General features: G+C 62.3%; 16 protein-coding genes. 13 read left to right on the forward strand and 3 right to left on the reverse strand.

What is annotated here, in order from left to right; all coding sequences use genetic code 11:
- Positions 1-6 precede the first annotated feature (6 nt).
- Both ACOSV0_RS01690 and ACOSV0_RS01695 read left to right on the forward strand, forming a co-directional pair.
- Positions 7-1005 (forward strand): NAD(P)H-dependent glycerol-3-phosphate dehydrogenase, encoded by a 999-nt coding sequence (locus tag ACOSV0_RS01690; protein WP_434108300.1) that lies wholly within the window; start codon positions 7-9, stop codon positions 1003-1005.
- Positions 1006-1104: 99 nt separating this feature from the next.
- Positions 1105-1653 carry an O-acetyl-ADP-ribose deacetylase gene (locus tag ACOSV0_RS01695; protein WP_434108301.1) on the forward strand — a complete coding sequence of 183 codons (549 nt, stop codon included), beginning with the start codon at positions 1105-1107 and terminating at the stop codon, positions 1651-1653.
- Here ACOSV0_RS01695 and trmL read toward each other — a convergent pair.
- Positions 1626-2096, reverse strand: coding sequence for a tRNA (uridine(34)/cytosine(34)/5-carboxymethylaminomethyluridine(34)-2'-O)-methyltransferase TrmL (gene trmL, locus ACOSV0_RS01700; RefSeq protein WP_434108302.1), 471 nt, complete (start codon positions 2094-2096; stop codon positions 1626-1628). The two genes, ACOSV0_RS01695 and trmL, sit on opposite strands and share 28 nt — an antisense overlap.
- Before the next feature lie 18 nt (positions 2097-2114).
- A complete protein-coding gene (locus tag ACOSV0_RS01705; protein WP_434108303.1) occupies positions 2115-2909 on the reverse strand; it encodes a phosphoribosyltransferase family protein in 795 nt (264 codons plus the stop codon).
- An 84-nt stretch (positions 2910-2993) separates the two neighbouring features.
- Here ACOSV0_RS01705 and ACOSV0_RS01710 point away from each other — a divergent pair, with 84 nt between their 5' ends.
- The 8 genes from ACOSV0_RS01710 to ACOSV0_RS01745 all read left to right on the forward strand — a co-directional run bounded on the left by ACOSV0_RS01710 (position 2994) and on the right by ACOSV0_RS01745 (position 10237).
- A complete protein-coding gene (locus ACOSV0_RS01710; protein WP_434108304.1) occupies positions 2994-3959 on the forward strand; it encodes a methyltransferase domain-containing protein in 966 nt (321 codons plus the stop codon).
- Positions 3960-4262: 303 nt separating this feature from the next.
- Positions 4263-4736: a DUF2244 domain-containing protein gene (locus tag ACOSV0_RS01715; RefSeq protein WP_063494650.1), complete on the forward strand. Its 474-nt coding sequence runs from the start codon at positions 4263-4265 to the stop codon at positions 4734-4736.
- 66 nt (positions 4737-4802) lie between these two features.
- Entirely contained in the window at positions 4803-6422 is a 1620-nt protein-coding gene (gene coxB / locus ACOSV0_RS01720; protein ID WP_434108305.1) for a cytochrome c oxidase subunit II, read from the forward strand.
- Positions 6423-6466: 44 nt separating this feature from the next.
- Complete coding sequence (ctaD, locus tag ACOSV0_RS01725) at positions 6467-8080, forward strand: cytochrome c oxidase subunit I (RefSeq protein WP_434108306.1); 1614 nt, start codon at positions 6467-6469, stop codon at positions 8078-8080.
- Positions 8081-8201: 121 nt separating this feature from the next.
- Positions 8202-8336 (forward strand): cytochrome oxidase small assembly protein, encoded by a 135-nt coding sequence (locus ACOSV0_RS01730; RefSeq protein WP_434108307.1) that lies wholly within the window; start codon positions 8202-8204, stop codon positions 8334-8336.
- Between the two features lie 43 nt (positions 8337-8379).
- Positions 8380-8994, forward strand: a complete 615-nt coding sequence (locus ACOSV0_RS01735) for a cytochrome c oxidase assembly protein (protein ID WP_175051996.1) — start codon at positions 8380-8382, stop codon at positions 8992-8994.
- A gap of 33 nt (positions 8995-9027) precedes the next feature.
- A complete protein-coding gene (locus ACOSV0_RS01740) occupies positions 9028-9237 on the forward strand; it encodes a DUF2970 domain-containing protein (RefSeq protein ID WP_434108309.1) in 210 nt (69 codons plus the stop codon).
- Positions 9238-9379: 142 nt separating this feature from the next.
- Positions 9380-10237, forward strand: a complete 858-nt coding sequence (locus ACOSV0_RS01745; RefSeq protein ID WP_434108310.1) for a cytochrome c oxidase subunit 3 — start codon at positions 9380-9382, stop codon at positions 10235-10237.
- Between the two features lie 185 nt (positions 10238-10422).
- Here the strand turns inward: ACOSV0_RS01745 and ACOSV0_RS01750 are convergent, their stop codons facing one another.
- Entirely contained in the window at positions 10423-10632 is a 210-nt protein-coding gene (locus tag ACOSV0_RS01750; protein WP_007179452.1) for a twin transmembrane helix small protein, read from the reverse strand.
- Between the two features lie 114 nt (positions 10633-10746).
- Here ACOSV0_RS01750 and ACOSV0_RS01755 point away from each other — a divergent pair, with 114 nt between their 5' ends.
- The 3 genes from ACOSV0_RS01755 to ACOSV0_RS01765 all read left to right on the forward strand — a co-directional run bounded on the left by ACOSV0_RS01755 (position 10747) and on the right by ACOSV0_RS01765 (position 13329).
- Positions 10747-11463, forward strand: a complete 717-nt coding sequence (locus ACOSV0_RS01755; RefSeq protein ID WP_434108312.1) for an SURF1 family protein — start codon at positions 10747-10749, stop codon at positions 11461-11463.
- Between the two features lie 71 nt (positions 11464-11534).
- Positions 11535-12197 (forward strand): SCO family protein, encoded by a 663-nt coding sequence (locus tag ACOSV0_RS01760; RefSeq protein ID WP_434108313.1) that lies wholly within the window; start codon positions 11535-11537, stop codon positions 12195-12197.
- A 22-nt stretch (positions 12198-12219) separates the two neighbouring features.
- Positions 12220-13329, forward strand: coding sequence for a COX15/CtaA family protein (locus tag ACOSV0_RS01765; RefSeq protein ID WP_434108314.1), 1110 nt, complete (start codon positions 12220-12222; stop codon positions 13327-13329).
- The last annotated feature ends 3 nt before the right edge of the window (positions 13330-13332 follow it).

Consider the following 13332-nt stretch of genomic DNA (forward strand, 5'->3'; position numbering starts at 1 on the left):
CCGGCTATGAAGGTTGCTGTCCTCGGCGCCGGTGCATGGGGCACAGCCCTCGCCGGCCATCTGGCCGCGCGGCACGACACGGTGCTGTGGGCGCGTGAACCCGCGCTCATTGCCGAACTCTCCGCATCGCACGAAAACGCCCGCTATCTGGCGGGCGTTGCTTTGCCGCCGTCCCTTCGCTATGAAGCCGATCTGAACGCAGCGCTCGACCACGCGCTCGCCGACAACGCGTTATGCGTCGTGGCGACGCCCGTCGCCGGCCTGCGGGGTCTGTTCCGGGCGATGCGCGACGCGGGCAAAGTACCGGCGCATGTGGTGTGGTTGTGCAAAGGTTTCGAAGCCGACTCGCAGCTGTTGCCGCATCAGGTGGTCGCGGCTGAACTGCCGGGGCATGGCAGCAACGGCGTGCTGTCGGGCCCGAGCTTCGCGCGCGAAGTCGGGCAGGGTTTGCCGGTCGCGTTGACGATCGCGAGCACGTCATTGACATGCCGGGAGCGCACGGTTGCCGCGTTCCATCATGGCGCCATGCGCATCTATACCGGCGACGACATCGTCGGTGTAGAGGTGGGCGGCGCGGTGAAGAACGTGCTGGCGATTGCCACCGGTATCGCCGACGGCCTCGGCCTCGGTCTCAATGCGCGCGCGGCGCTGATTACGCGCGGTCTGGCTGAAATGTCGCGCCTCGGCGTGACGCTCGGCGGACGGGCGGAGACGTTCACCGGTTTGACCGGCCTTGGCGATCTGATTCTGACCGCCACGGGCGATCTGTCGCGCAATCGCACGGTCGGCGTGCAACTCGCGGCGGGCCGTACACTCGACGATATCCTCGGCGGCCTCGGTCACGTGGCCGAAGGTGTGCGTTGCGCGCAAGCCGTGCTGGCGATTGCTCGCGCTCATGCGATCGAGATGCCGATCACGCAGGCAGTCTGCGCCGTGCTGTTCGACGGCGTAGCGCCTCGCGACGCCGTCAGCGCCCTGCTGCGGCGTGATTCGAAAGCAGAATAAGTCTTGTCTTTCAGCCGTTTAGCGCAAAAGCGCTGAACGGCTGCCCGCTCTTGCTGTCCACGTTTTATCGACGCTTCGGACCACAGCGAGGTTCTTCCCATGCCCAGTTTCAACAATTGCACGCTAGAGGCGCGCGTGGTCGACATCACGACGCTTGCGGTGGATGCGATCGTCAATGCCGCGAATACCTCGTTGTTGGGCGGGGGCGGTGTGGATGGTGCGATTCACCGCGCGGCGGGTAAGGAACTGGTGCGTGAGTGCGAGGCGCTCGGCGGCTGTGCGACCGGCGACGCAAAGATCACCGGCGGCTACCGTCTGCCGGCCAAACATGTGATTCACTCGGTCGGCCCGGTGTGGCGGGGCGGCGCGCATGGCGAGGCCGACCTTCTCGCATCCTGCTATCAGCGCTCGCTCGAAGTGGCGCATCAGGCGCTTTGCACAAGCATTGCGTTTCCCGCGATTAGTTGCGGGATCTACCATTTCCCCGCTGACGAGGCGGTGCGGATTGCCGTCGGCACCGTGCTTGAAACCCTGCCGCGCACGCCGAAGATCGAGCGCGTGGTGTTCGCCTGTTTCGACAGCGCCATGCTCGCGCGCTACGAAGCCGAACTGGAACGCCGTCAGGCGCCGCCGTCGAAGCCGGTCTGACGCCACGCTTCGAACACGACCACGGCGACGGTATTCGAGAGATTCAGGCTGCGGTTGCCCGGCCGCATCGGCAGACGCACGCGTTGTTCGTTGGCGAATTGATCGAGCACCGCGTCAGGCAGGCCGCGCGTTTCGGCGCCGAACACGAACCAGTCGCCGGATTGAAATGCATGCTCGTGAAAGCGGCCGGAGCCACGGGTGGTGAAGGCGAACATGCGCGCCGGATCGGGCGTTTCTTTGGCGACGAACGCCGCCCAATCGGCATGCACGTTCATCTGCGCGTACTCGTGATAGTCGAGACCGGCGCGGCGCAACTTGGCGTCGTCGAGCGGAAAACCGAGCGGTTCGATCAGATGCAGCCGCGCGCCGGTGTTGGCGCATAGGCGGATGACGTTGCCGGTGTTCGGCGGGATTTCCGGTTCGACGAGGACGACATTGAACATGATGGCTTCAGGTAGAGACTAGTTTTTCGGCGTGCGCAGCGCGACGAAGTTGGTGACGCGCCGCGCACCGGCGGCTTTAAGTGTGCGCGCCAGCGCTTCGAGTGTCGCGCCGGTGGTCATCACGTCGTCGACGATGCCGACGTGCAGACCCTGGACCGGTTTGGCGACCCGGAAGGCGCGGCCCACGTTTAGCCGGCGCGCGTCCAGGTCGAGCCGCGATTGCGGCGCGGTGTGGATCACGCGATGCAGCAGGGTGGCGTCGCTACGCACATTCAGCGCGCGGGCCAAGGGTCTGGCGATCTGCCAGGCCTGGTTATAGCCGCGCTCCGTAAGACGTTTGCTGGCGAGCGGCACCGGCGCGAGCACATCGGGCCGTTCGGACGCTTCTTGCCAGGTGTCTTCGGCGAGACGTGCAAGGCGCTGTGCAAACTCGCGCGCCAGCATCAACCGGGCGCGGAATTTCAGGCCGAGCGCCAGGGCGTCGAGCGGCTGACGGTAGTCGGCCAACGCAAAGGTCGCCGCGAACGGCGGCGGCTCACCGACGCAATCCGCGCAGCGATATTGCGCGCGACCCGCCCAGCGCGTTCCCGACAAAGGCACCGCGCATACAGTGCAACGCAATCTGCCTTCGTTCCAATATGTCTCGTCGCAACCGGCACACAACGTCTTGTGCGACAAATTGCCGCACAGTGCGCACAGGTTCGGCAGGGCGGCGTGCAGCACATGCGGCCATGCCGAATACCAGCCGCGCGTGAAGCGTGCGAAACGTTCGTTCGAGCGGCCGGGAGACGAGGAATTTTTTCGGAATAGCATGATTGGACCGCCCGCGAAGGCCTTTCAGGCTGAATGGACGGAAGCGAACGAGTATACTTCGTGCTCTACGCCAGTACGACACTCATGCCCCCAACTTCGTCTCAATCTGGCCGTCCGGCCTATGATTCCCGGCGCCTCAGGCAGATTTTCGACCGCCGTGCGGCGACCTTCGACACGGTCGCGTTCCTGCCGCGCGAAATCGCGCAGCGCATGCGCGAGCGTCTCGACTACATCAAGGTCACGCCCGCCAGCGTGCTCGACGCCGGTTGCGGCGCGGGCGAAGACATCCCCGCATTGCGCGAACGCTTCCCCGAGGCGCCGGTGTTCGGCACCGACCTGTCTCATGGCATGCTCGGCCGCGCGCTGCGTCACGATTCCGGCGACACGAGCTGGCGGCGTTTTCTGCCGGCCACGCTCGGCAAGGCGCTCGGCGCGCGCGGTCCGCGCTTCGCGCAGGCCGACTTCTCGGCGCTTCCATTCGCGGCCGGCGCCTTCGAATTCATCTGGTCCAATCTCGCCCTGCACTGGCACTCGCGGCCCGATCTCGTGTTTCCCGAGTGGCAACGGGTGCTGAAAGTGAACGGCCTGCTGATGTTCAGCACGCTCGGTCCCGATTCGCTGAAGGAATTGCGCGGCGCTTACGCCGAGGTCGAGGCCGCCCACGGCGTCGCTTCACGCAAGCATGTGATCGACTTTGTCGACATGCATGACCTGGGAGATATGCTGGTTGAGAGCGGTTTCGAGATTCCTGTGATGGATCAGGAAACACTCACTATTACGTATAAGTCGCCCGAGTCGCTGCTCGCGGACGTGCGCCGCTGGGGCGCGTATCCGTTCGAGCGCGAGGCCGCCTCGAATGCCGTCGCGCGTAGACTGCACAAGGCTTTGCTGGCGGCGCTCGAAGCCCGTCGGCGCGCCGACGGCACGATCGCGCTGACCTTCGAAGTGATCTATGGCCACGCGTGGAAAGCCGTGCCGCGCACCACCGCCGAAGGTCACGGGATCGTGCGGATCGAGGATATCGGACGAGGTTCGTCGAGGAGTCGGTGAGGAATCAGGGAAGCGGTAAAGAGGACATCTGTTATGTCTGAAATTACCGCTTCAAAAGACGCGCGAAAGCTGCGTCGAAACGGCGCGGAGGCTTGTCGCACCTGGCTTGTGAGCCGATTGAGGCTTGCTTGTGGATGCTATGGATCGCGCCTATAATGCGTCAGTTTGTCGCCCGGAGTTCCCACATTTGGGGCGGCAGGCCCGAGGCGCAGGGCTGCAATATGAAGTGACGCGGCGGTGAATCGAGTGGCCGTTCAGCGGTCGCGAGCAATAGCCGCAGGTGGCGGTCTGCAGGGGGCAGCGATGGAAGCATCTGATCTGCTGGCGGATTCAGAACCGGTTCTCAAAGACTGGACGATGAAACGCAACTGTTCGATATCGCCGCGGCAGTTTGTATGTTTCTACGTGTCGCTTGCGTTGTTCTCGTTGGCAATTGCTTTCATGCTGGTTCTGGTCGGCGCCTGGCTGGTGTTGCCGTTCACCGGTATTGAATTGCTGGCGGTGGGCATCGCGTTTGCCATATATGCGCGTCATGCTGTCGATTACGAGCGTGTCCGGCTGTTTCAGAACCGGCTCGTGATCGAGCAGGTCAGCGCCGAGCGGCTCACGCAGTTCGAATTCAATCCGCGCTGGGTGCGGATCGAACCGGGTGCAACGCCGCGTGACCAGATCAAACTGGTCTCGCGCGGCCAGACGATCATGATCGGGCAACATCTCGCGCAGTATCGGCGCGCGCAGTTCGCAGGCGAATTGCGTATGTGGCTCACACGCTGTTAGGCGTGTTGAGACGCGCGGCGTTCACGGGGGGCGCGAGACAGCCTGCCAGCGGGGTCGAGGGTTTGAATGGAAATTTTGGGTAAGGAAGCTATGAAAACAATCAAGCGAGCCCTCATGGGCGTGCTGGCGATGAGCGGACTGCTTTTCGCCGGTGCCGCCCTGGCAGTGGGCGATGTTCCGGGCGGCCCTGCCGTCAACGAGATCAATCTCCAGCCGCCTGCGACAAAAATCGCTGAGGAGCTCTTCAGCCTCCACATGTTCATGCTGGTTCTTTGCCTGGTGATCTTCGTCGGCGTGTTCGGCGTGATGTTCTATTCGATCTTTGCGCACCGCAAATCGAAAGGTCACAAGGCTTCGAATTTCCACGAAAGCACCACCGTCGAAATCATCTGGACGATCGTGCCGTTCATCATCGTCGTGCTGATGGCGCTCCCCGCCACCAAGACCGTGGTGGCGATGAAAGACACCACGAACGCCGACCTCACCATCAAGGTTACCGGCTACCAGTGGAAATGGGGCTACGACTACGTGAAGGGCCCGGGCGAGGGGATCAACTTCCTGTCCACGCTGGCCACGCCGCGTGCGGAAACCGATGGCCGTGAGCCGATTTCCACCACGTATCTGCAGGAAGTCGACAATCCGCTCGTCGTGCCGGTCGACAAGAAAATCCGCATCATCACCACCGCGAACGACGTGGTCCACTCCTGGTACGTGCCGGCTTTCGGCGTGAAGCAGGACGCGATTCCTGGTTTCGTGCGCGACACGTGGTTCAAGGCCGATAAGACCGGCACGTTCCGCGGCTTCTGTACCGAACTGTGCGGCAAGGAACACGCGTTCATGCCGGTGGTGGTCGAAGTACTGTCGGCAGACGACTACGCGAAGTGGGTCGATACGCAGAAGAAGAAAATGGCCGCTGGCCAGGACGATCCGAACAAGACCTACACGATGGCCGAGCTGATGGAGCGCGGCGGCAAGGTGTACGCGTCGAACTGCGCGGTCTGCCACCAGCCGACCGGTAAGGGCGCGGGCGCATTCCCGGCGCTCGACGGCAGCAAGATCGCCAACGGTCCGATCGCCGAACACGTGAGCCTGGTGCTGAAGGGCAAGAACGCGATGCCTTCGTGGGCGCCGACGCTGAACGACGTCGAAATCGCTTCGGTGATCACGTACGAACGTAACTCGTGGGGCAACCACACCGGCGACATTCTCCAGCCGAAGCAGGTGCTGGACGCACGCAATGGCAAGCTGCCGGAAGGCGGCAATCATCTGGCCGACGCGGGCGGCGCAGCTAGCGGCGCGGCGGCAGCTTCGGGCGCCTCGGGCGCGGAAGCGGCTGCGGCCGCTTCGGACAGCGCGGCGGCATCACCGGCGGCTCTCCCGGCAAACGTCTACTTCGATACCGGCAAGAGCGTGCTGCCGGCCGACGCGAAAGCGGCGGTCGACGCGGCCGCGGCTTACGCGAAAGCCCACCCGGACGCCAAGTTCACGCTGTCGGGCTTCACCGACGCCACCGGTTCTGCCGAAGTCAACGCGAAGCTCGCGAAGACTCGCGCCGAAGCTGTGCGCGACGCGCTGAAAGCAGCCGGCATTGCCGAAGACCACATTATTTTGAAGAAGCCGGAAACGATCACGGGCGGCGGCGACGCGAAAGAAGCCCGGCGTGTCCAGATCAGCCCGGCTGCCTGACGTGTTCATGGTCAGCACCGCAGTATTCGCATTAGGAGATTGTCATGTCTAGCATCGGACACGATGTAACCGCGGGCCACGAGCACGTGCACGGCGACCATGCCCACGAAACGCCGCATGGCTGGCGTCGTTGGCTGTTCGCAACCAATCACAAGGACATCGGTACGCTGTACCTGATCTTCTCGTTCACCATGTTCCTCTCCGGGGGCGTGATGGCGCTGATGATCCGTGCCGAACTGTTCGAGCCGGGTCTGCAGATCATGCGTCCCGAGTTCTTCAACCAGTTGACCACCATGCACGGCCTGATCATGGTGTTCGGCGCGATCATGCCGGCCTTCGTCGGCTTCGCGAACTGGATGGTGCCGCTGCAGATCGGCGCATCGGACATGGCTTTTGCGCGGATGAACAACTTCAGCTTCTGGCTGCTGCCGGTGGCCGCGGTGCTGCTGGTCGGTTCGTTCTTCGCACCAGGCGGCGCGACCGCCGCGGGCTGGACGCTGTACGCGCCGCTGTCGACGCAGATGGGTCCGGGCATGGACTTCGCGATTTTCGCGGTCCACTTGATGGGTGCTTCGTCGATCATGGGCGGGATCAACATCGTCGTGACGATCCTGAACATGCGCGCGCCTGGCCTCACGCTGATGAAGATGCCGATGTTCGTCTGGACGTGGCTGATCACCGCGTACCTGCTGATCGCCGTGATGCCGGTTCTGGCAGGCGCGATCACCATGGTGCTGTTCGATCGCCACTTCGGCACATCGTTCTTCAATGCGGCGGGCGGCGGCGACCCGGTGATGTACCAGCATATCTTCTGGTTCTTCGGGCACCCCGAGGTGTACATCATGATCTTGCCGGCGTTCGGGATCGTGTCACAGGTGATCCCGGCGTTCTCGCGCAAGCCGCTGTTCGGCTATAGCTCGATGGTGTACGCAACCTCGTCGATCGCGATTCTGTCGTTCATGGTCTGGGCGCACCACATGTTCGCAACCGGCATGCCGGTGACGGGCCAGCTGTTCTTCATGTACGCGACGATGCTGATCGCCGTGCCGACGGGTGTGAAGGTGTTCAACTGGGTCGCGACGATGTGGCGCGGTTCGCTGTCCTTCGAAACGCCTATGCTGTTCGCGGTCGGCTTCCTGATCGTGTTCACGTTCGGCGGTCTGTCGGGTCTGATGCTGGCAATGGCGCCGCTCGACATCCAGTATCACGGTACCTATTTCGTGGTGGCGCACTTCCACTACGTGCTGGTGGCGGGATCCCTGTTTGCGCTGTTCTCCGGGTGGTACTACTGGTCGCCGAAGTGGACCGGCTGGATGTACAACGAAACGCGCGGCAAGATCCACTTCTGGGCGTCGATGTTCTTCTTCAACCTCGCGTTCCTGCCGATGCACTTTGTCGGTCTCGCAGGTATGCCGCGTCGTTACGCTGACTACCCGGCACAGTTCACGGACTGGAACCAGGTCATCTCGATCGGCGCATTCGGCTTCGGTTTGGCACAGGTCTACTTCCTGTTCGCGGTTGCACTGCCGGCCTACCGTGGCGGCGGCGAACTCGAAAAAGCGGGCGACAAGCCGTGGGACGGCGCAACGGGCCTCGAATGGACCGTGCCGAGCCCGGCACCGTTCCACACGTTCGAACACCCGCCGACCGTCGAGTAATCGGCGTTCCGTGAGGTCGCCGGTCCGGGCGGCGTGGCTGTAGTCAGGCTCGCCGCCGGAACGGGCAACCGCACGAGCAGTGGCGGCACTTGTAGTGACGAAAGTATTCAGAAAATTGAGCATGACGCGCAATCCTCAAGAGAGACGTACACCCGAGCAGATTCGCGCGGGCAACCGGCGGATAGGTTTCGTGATGTTCGTGATTGCCGCGGTCTTTTTCGCGAGCGTCATCATTCATCAGAAGTGGTTCCCCTGAAGTAGTGGATCAAGTCTGATTTGCAGGTCTGTTGAGGATTGAGATGTCGACGCAACCGCCGGCTCAGGCCGATCGCTCTTTTAACCGTTCGATGCTGATCAAGCTGTTCGTCGTCGCGTTGATGATGTTCGGTTTTGGTTTTGCGCTGGTGCCGATGTATCGCGCGATCTGCCAGATCACCGGCATCAACAACCTCGTGCAGCGTGATGCCACGGTGCGCGAGGCGAAGAATACGCAGGTCGACATGAGCCGCACGATTTCGATCGAATTCGATGCGAACGCGCGCGGCCCGCTGGGTTTCAAGCCGGAGCAGCGCAGCCTCGACGTGCATCCGGGCGAAGTGACGACAGTGATGTACGAGGTCAGCAACGAACAGGCGCGCACGATTCAGGCGCAAGCCATTCCGAGCTACGCGCCGAAGCAGGCCACCGAGTACTTCAAGAAGATCGAGTGTTTTTGCTTTACGCAGCAAACTTTGACTGCGAACCAGACGAAGCGGTTGCCGGTGGTGTTCGTGGTCGACCCGAAGTTGCCGAAGGATGTGAAAACGATCACGTTGTCGTACACGTTCTTTGAATTGAATACGCCGGCAGCGGCGACGGCCGGGAGCGCAGCGCCCACGGCCAACACGGCGGCAACCACCGCCAATCCCGCCTGACGGCATTGGCCGCAGGTGAAGGAAGAAGACGCAATGAGCGATAACAGCGGTAGCCCGCGCAAGAGCAGTTTCGGCCAGTCGATGAAAGCCGTGTTCTGGTCGTTTTTCGGGGTGCGCAGGCGTCGTGATCTGGAAGCGGATGCCACGCAGCTGAACCCGCTGCATGTGATCGTGGCGGCCTTGATCAGTGCGGCCATTTTCATCGGCGTGCTGATCCTGGTCGTGCGCGCCGTAGTCGGTTGAGGCAGATTGCGCCGGCAGGCGCACGCGGTGGTACGGGGCGCAGCAGAGCCCACGAATTAGAGTGAAGCGGTGCGGTATCGACGCGCCGCCGAAGATACAGCCGGAGATTCCGGAACAACTGGACTGAAGTGGAGAATCAAGAATGAGCGGTCAAAACGAGAGCCCGTACTATTTCGTACCGCATCCGTCGCGGCATCCGATCAGCGCCGCTGTCGGGTTGCTGGTTATGCTCGGATCGCTTGCGGCCTGGATCAACGACCATGAATTGGCACCGCTCGGCGTCGTCGTCGGTTTGTTGTGGCTGCTCTATACCCTGTGGCACTGGTTCGGCGACGCGATCGCCGAGTCGGAAGGCGGCATGTACGGCAAGAATGTCGACAAGTCGTACCGCTGGAGCATGAGCTGGTTCATCTTCTCCGAAGTGATGTTCTTCGGCGCTTTCTTCGGCGCGCTGTTCTATGCACGTGAAATCGCGTTGCATCAACTTGGCAGCCTCGACTACAAGCTGATCTGGCCGGATTTCTCGGCGGTATGGCCGAACAACGGTCCGGCAGCGCTGGTCTCGACCTTCAAGTCGATGCAGCCGTGGCCGGTGCCGACCATCAACACGGCGCTGCTGCTTTCGTCGGGCGCTACGTTGACGGTTTCGCACCACGCGCTGCGTGAAGATCATCGCAAGAAGGCGATCGTCTGGCTGGCGGCTACGCTGGTGCTCGGCGTCTGCTTCCTGTTCCTGCAAGGCTTCGAGTATTTCCACGCGTACAACGAACTGAACCTGACGCTGGCTTCGGGTGTGTACGGTTCGACGTTTTTCCTGCTGACGGGCTTCCACGGTTTCCACGTGTTCCTCGGCGGCACGATGCTGGCCGTGGTGCTGGTACGGATGATCCGCGGCCACTTCACGGCGGAACACCATTTCGCGTTCGAAGGCGCCGCCTGGTACTGGCACTTTGTGGACGTGGTGTGGCTTGGGCTGTACGTCGTCGTGTACTGGCTGTAAAGCAGTCTGGCCTGCTACGTTACTGGAAGCCGGACGGTTTCCGGAACGCTGCGCAGGCCGTTCGCGCATCGCCATTCAAGGGCGCGGCGCACGAGCAGTACGCAGGTTATGCAGCGCCGCCCTCGACCCTGTCAGGGCGGCGTTTTGTTTGGTGAGTTTGGCGGCGCGAAGTTTTTCCGCCGGACTCAACGCCCGTAGGGAATACCGGTCGATTGAATCCAGCCCATCCAGTGAGCGAACAGGATGAACAGGAACAGTGAGATCGACAGACCCACCCGCGTGGCGAGCGACCAGACCATCCGCTTGGTTTTGCCCTTGTCATGCATCATGAAATACAGCGCCGACACCATGCTGGCGATGATCAGGACGAAGGCGATGGGAACGAGAATGTGCATGGAACCAACTGAAACCAGAAAGCGCAGAGGCAAGACGTTTATTATCGCACCGCGCGCCGGCGTTTGCCGTACGGCCCAGACACCGGCGCAAGCGCTGGCGCCGGAGTGCGTTCGATGAAGTTCCGCCTCATTCCCGCGCTGCTGATTCTGCTGGTGATCGTGGTGACGGTGCGGCTCGGTTTCTGGCAGCGCGATCGCGCACATCAGAAGGAAGCGCTCGAAGCGCACATCACGCAGTTCGAAAATGCGCCCGCGCAGCCTGTAAGCGCTACGCCGGTTGCACTCAAGGACATCGAATTCCATCGCGTGAAGGCACGCGGCAGTTTCGTCGCGGATAAAGTCGTCTATCTGGATAATCGCCCGTATAACGATCAGCCGGGCTTTTACGTCGTGATGCCTTTTAAACTGGCCGACGGTGGGTATGTGCTGGTCAATCGCGGCTGGCTGCCGCGTAACATGAACAATCGCGAGACCATCGCGCCGTACACCACGCCGCAAGGCGAGATCGAAATCGAAGGCATTGCACGTGCCGATGCATCGCGTGCTTTCGAGTTGGGGCAGGGCGGATCGGCTGAGCATCAGAAGATCCGTCAGAATCTGGATACGGCGGCCTACGCCGCGGAAACCGGGCTGCCGTTGCAATCGTTCGTGATCCAGCAATTGAGCGACGACGGCGACAAGCTGGTGCGCGACTGGCCGGCGCCGACAACCGGCGTCGAAACCAACTACGGCTACATGTTCCAGTGGTGGGGCATGGCGGCCGCGGCGCTGGTCTTCGGCCTGTACGCCGCGCGCCGCGCCGCGAAGAAAGAGCACGCCCCAAGCGTGTAACGCATCGCCTGTGGTTTCGTGCCCCCGAGCAAGGGACACGAAGCCGCGCAATCATTCAAAGAGGTCCTGTAGTGTCGACGCAATCTCCCCGTTCGCCGCAAGCCGGCAAATCCGCAGCTTCGAAAGCGATGCCTGGTCAACCCAATGGCGAGGGTTCGTGGAAGCGTGGCCGCTGGATGCTGCTGCTGCTGGCGATCATCTGCGCTGCGCCGATCGCCGTGTCGTATTTCGTCTATTACGTGGTCAAGCCGGCCGGCGGCAGCACGAACTACGGCACGCTGGTCGAACCGCAGCGGCCGATCCCCGAATCGCTCGTCGTCACGGGTGAAGACGGCAAGCCGCTCAAGCTCGCGTCGCTACGCGGCCACTGGCTGATGATTTCCGTCGACAACAGCGCGTGTGACAAAGCGTGCGCCACCAAGCTGTACTTCATGCGACAAATCCGCGCAGCTCAGGGCCCGGAACGCGAGCGCGTCGTTGAAGTATGGCTTCGCACCGATGCAGGCAACGTGTCCGACGTGATACAAAAGGCCTACCCCGACACCGACATGCTGATCGCCAATCCGGCGCAGGTGTCCGCATGGCTGCCGACCGACACCGGCACTCAGCTCACCGACCACATCTACCTGGTCGATCCGAATGGCAATCTGATGATGCGTTTTCCGAAAGATCCGAACCCCAGCAAGATCAAGGGCGATCTGACCAAGCTGCTCAAATGGTCGAGGATCGGCTGACACCGCAACCAGGGTAAGAAAGATGTTCGTATTGCAACTGGCCCTGATCGGCTTGTGTATCGCGTTGTTGCCGCTGTCCTATGTATGGGTCAAGGCCGACGACAACAAATTCCGCAAGCTGGTGTGGCTCACCACCTTCCTGACGCTGGACCTTGTGATGTTCGGCGGCTTCACGCGTCTCACCGACTCCGGTCTCGGCTGCCCGGACTGGCCGGGCTGTTATGGCACGTCGTCGCCGTTCATCGCGCACGCCGCAATTACAGCCGCGCATCAATTGATGCCGACCGGACCGGTCAGCATGACCAAAGCCTGGATCGAGATGATTCACCGTTACTTCGCAATGGCGATCGGTGTGCTGATCATTGCGCAGACGTTGATTGCGTGGACTGCGCGCATCAGACGCCGTCCGCTGCATGTGTCGCCGTGGTGGCCGACTTCGCTGCTGCTGCTGATTCTCGTGCAGGGGGCGTTCGGCGCATGGACCGTGACCATGAAGTTACAGCCGATCATCGTGACGACCCATTTGCTGCTCGGTCTCGCCTTGCTCGGCACGCTCGGCTGGCTGGCCGCGCGCCAGACGCCGCTGCCGGCTTATGAGCCTGAAGCCGCGCGCTGGCGCGCGGCGGCAATCGCCGGTCTCGTGCTGCTGGTCGTGCAGATTGCTTTGGGCGGCTGGGTCAGCACCAACTACGCGGTGCTCGCCTGCACGGACTTCCCGACCTGCAACGGCCAATGGATCCCGCCGATGGACTTCGCGCACGGCTTTCACTTGTGGCGCGCGCTCGGCATGACCGGCGACGGCGACATGATCACGCAAGACGCGCTGGTCGCCATCCATTGGACGCACCGTACGTTCGCGATCGTCGTGGTCGCCTATCTGGCCTGGTTCGCGCTGAAAATACGCCGTTTCGAGTCGCTGCGGCGGCCGGCAAACGGCGTGTTGCTGGTGGTGCTGATCCAGTTCATTACCGGGCTGTCGAACATCGTTTTGCAATGGCCGTTGCCCATTGCGGTCGCGCATAACGGGGGAGCCGCAATCCTGCTGCTTTTGCTCGTTATGTTAAACTTTCGGATCGCTTATAGCCGTCCCGGCCGCGCCGTGTTGCCTGCGCGCGATGCCGCGCCAGCGTGACTC

It is taken from the genome of Paraburkholderia caffeinilytica (assembly GCF_051027425.1).
Lineage (GTDB): Bacteria > Pseudomonadota > Gammaproteobacteria > Burkholderiales > Burkholderiaceae > Paraburkholderia > Paraburkholderia caffeinilytica_A.

Bases quoted from the DNA above. Each gene is read 5' to 3' on its own strand.
- ACOSV0_RS01690 (WP_434108300.1), top strand. From the start codon at position 7: ATGAAGGTTGCTGTCCTCGGCGCCGGTGCATGGGGCACAGCCCTCGCC.
- ACOSV0_RS01695 (WP_434108301.1), top strand. From the start codon at position 1,105: ATGCCCAGTTTCAACAATTGCACGCTAGAGGCGCGCGTGGTCGACATC.
- trmL (WP_434108302.1), bottom strand. From the start codon at position 2,096: ATGTTCAATGTCGTCCTCGTCGAACCGGAAATCCCGCCGAACACCGGC.
- ACOSV0_RS01705 (WP_434108303.1), bottom strand. From the start codon at position 2,909: ATGCTATTCCGAAAAAATTCCTCGTCTCCCGGCCGCTCGAACGAACGT.
- ACOSV0_RS01710 (WP_434108304.1), top strand. From the start codon at position 2,994: ATGCCCCCAACTTCGTCTCAATCTGGCCGTCCGGCCTATGATTCCCGG.
- ACOSV0_RS01715 (WP_063494650.1), top strand. From the start codon at position 4,263: ATGGAAGCATCTGATCTGCTGGCGGATTCAGAACCGGTTCTCAAAGAC.
- coxB (WP_434108305.1), top strand. From the start codon at position 4,803: ATGGAAATTTTGGGTAAGGAAGCTATGAAAACAATCAAGCGAGCCCTC.
- ctaD (WP_434108306.1), top strand. From the start codon at position 6,467: ATGTCTAGCATCGGACACGATGTAACCGCGGGCCACGAGCACGTGCAC.
- ACOSV0_RS01730 (WP_434108307.1), top strand. From the start codon at position 8,202: ATGACGCGCAATCCTCAAGAGAGACGTACACCCGAGCAGATTCGCGCG.
- ACOSV0_RS01735 (WP_175051996.1), top strand. From the start codon at position 8,380: ATGTCGACGCAACCGCCGGCTCAGGCCGATCGCTCTTTTAACCGTTCG.
- ACOSV0_RS01740 (WP_434108309.1), top strand. From the start codon at position 9,028: ATGAGCGATAACAGCGGTAGCCCGCGCAAGAGCAGTTTCGGCCAGTCG.
- ACOSV0_RS01745 (WP_434108310.1), top strand. From the start codon at position 9,380: ATGAGCGGTCAAAACGAGAGCCCGTACTATTTCGTACCGCATCCGTCG.
- ACOSV0_RS01750 (WP_007179452.1), bottom strand. From the start codon at position 10,632: ATGCACATTCTCGTTCCCATCGCCTTCGTCCTGATCATCGCCAGCATG.
- ACOSV0_RS01755 (WP_434108312.1), top strand. From the start codon at position 10,747: ATGAAGTTCCGCCTCATTCCCGCGCTGCTGATTCTGCTGGTGATCGTG.
- ACOSV0_RS01765 (WP_434108314.1), top strand. From the start codon at position 12,220: ATGTTCGTATTGCAACTGGCCCTGATCGGCTTGTGTATCGCGTTGTTG.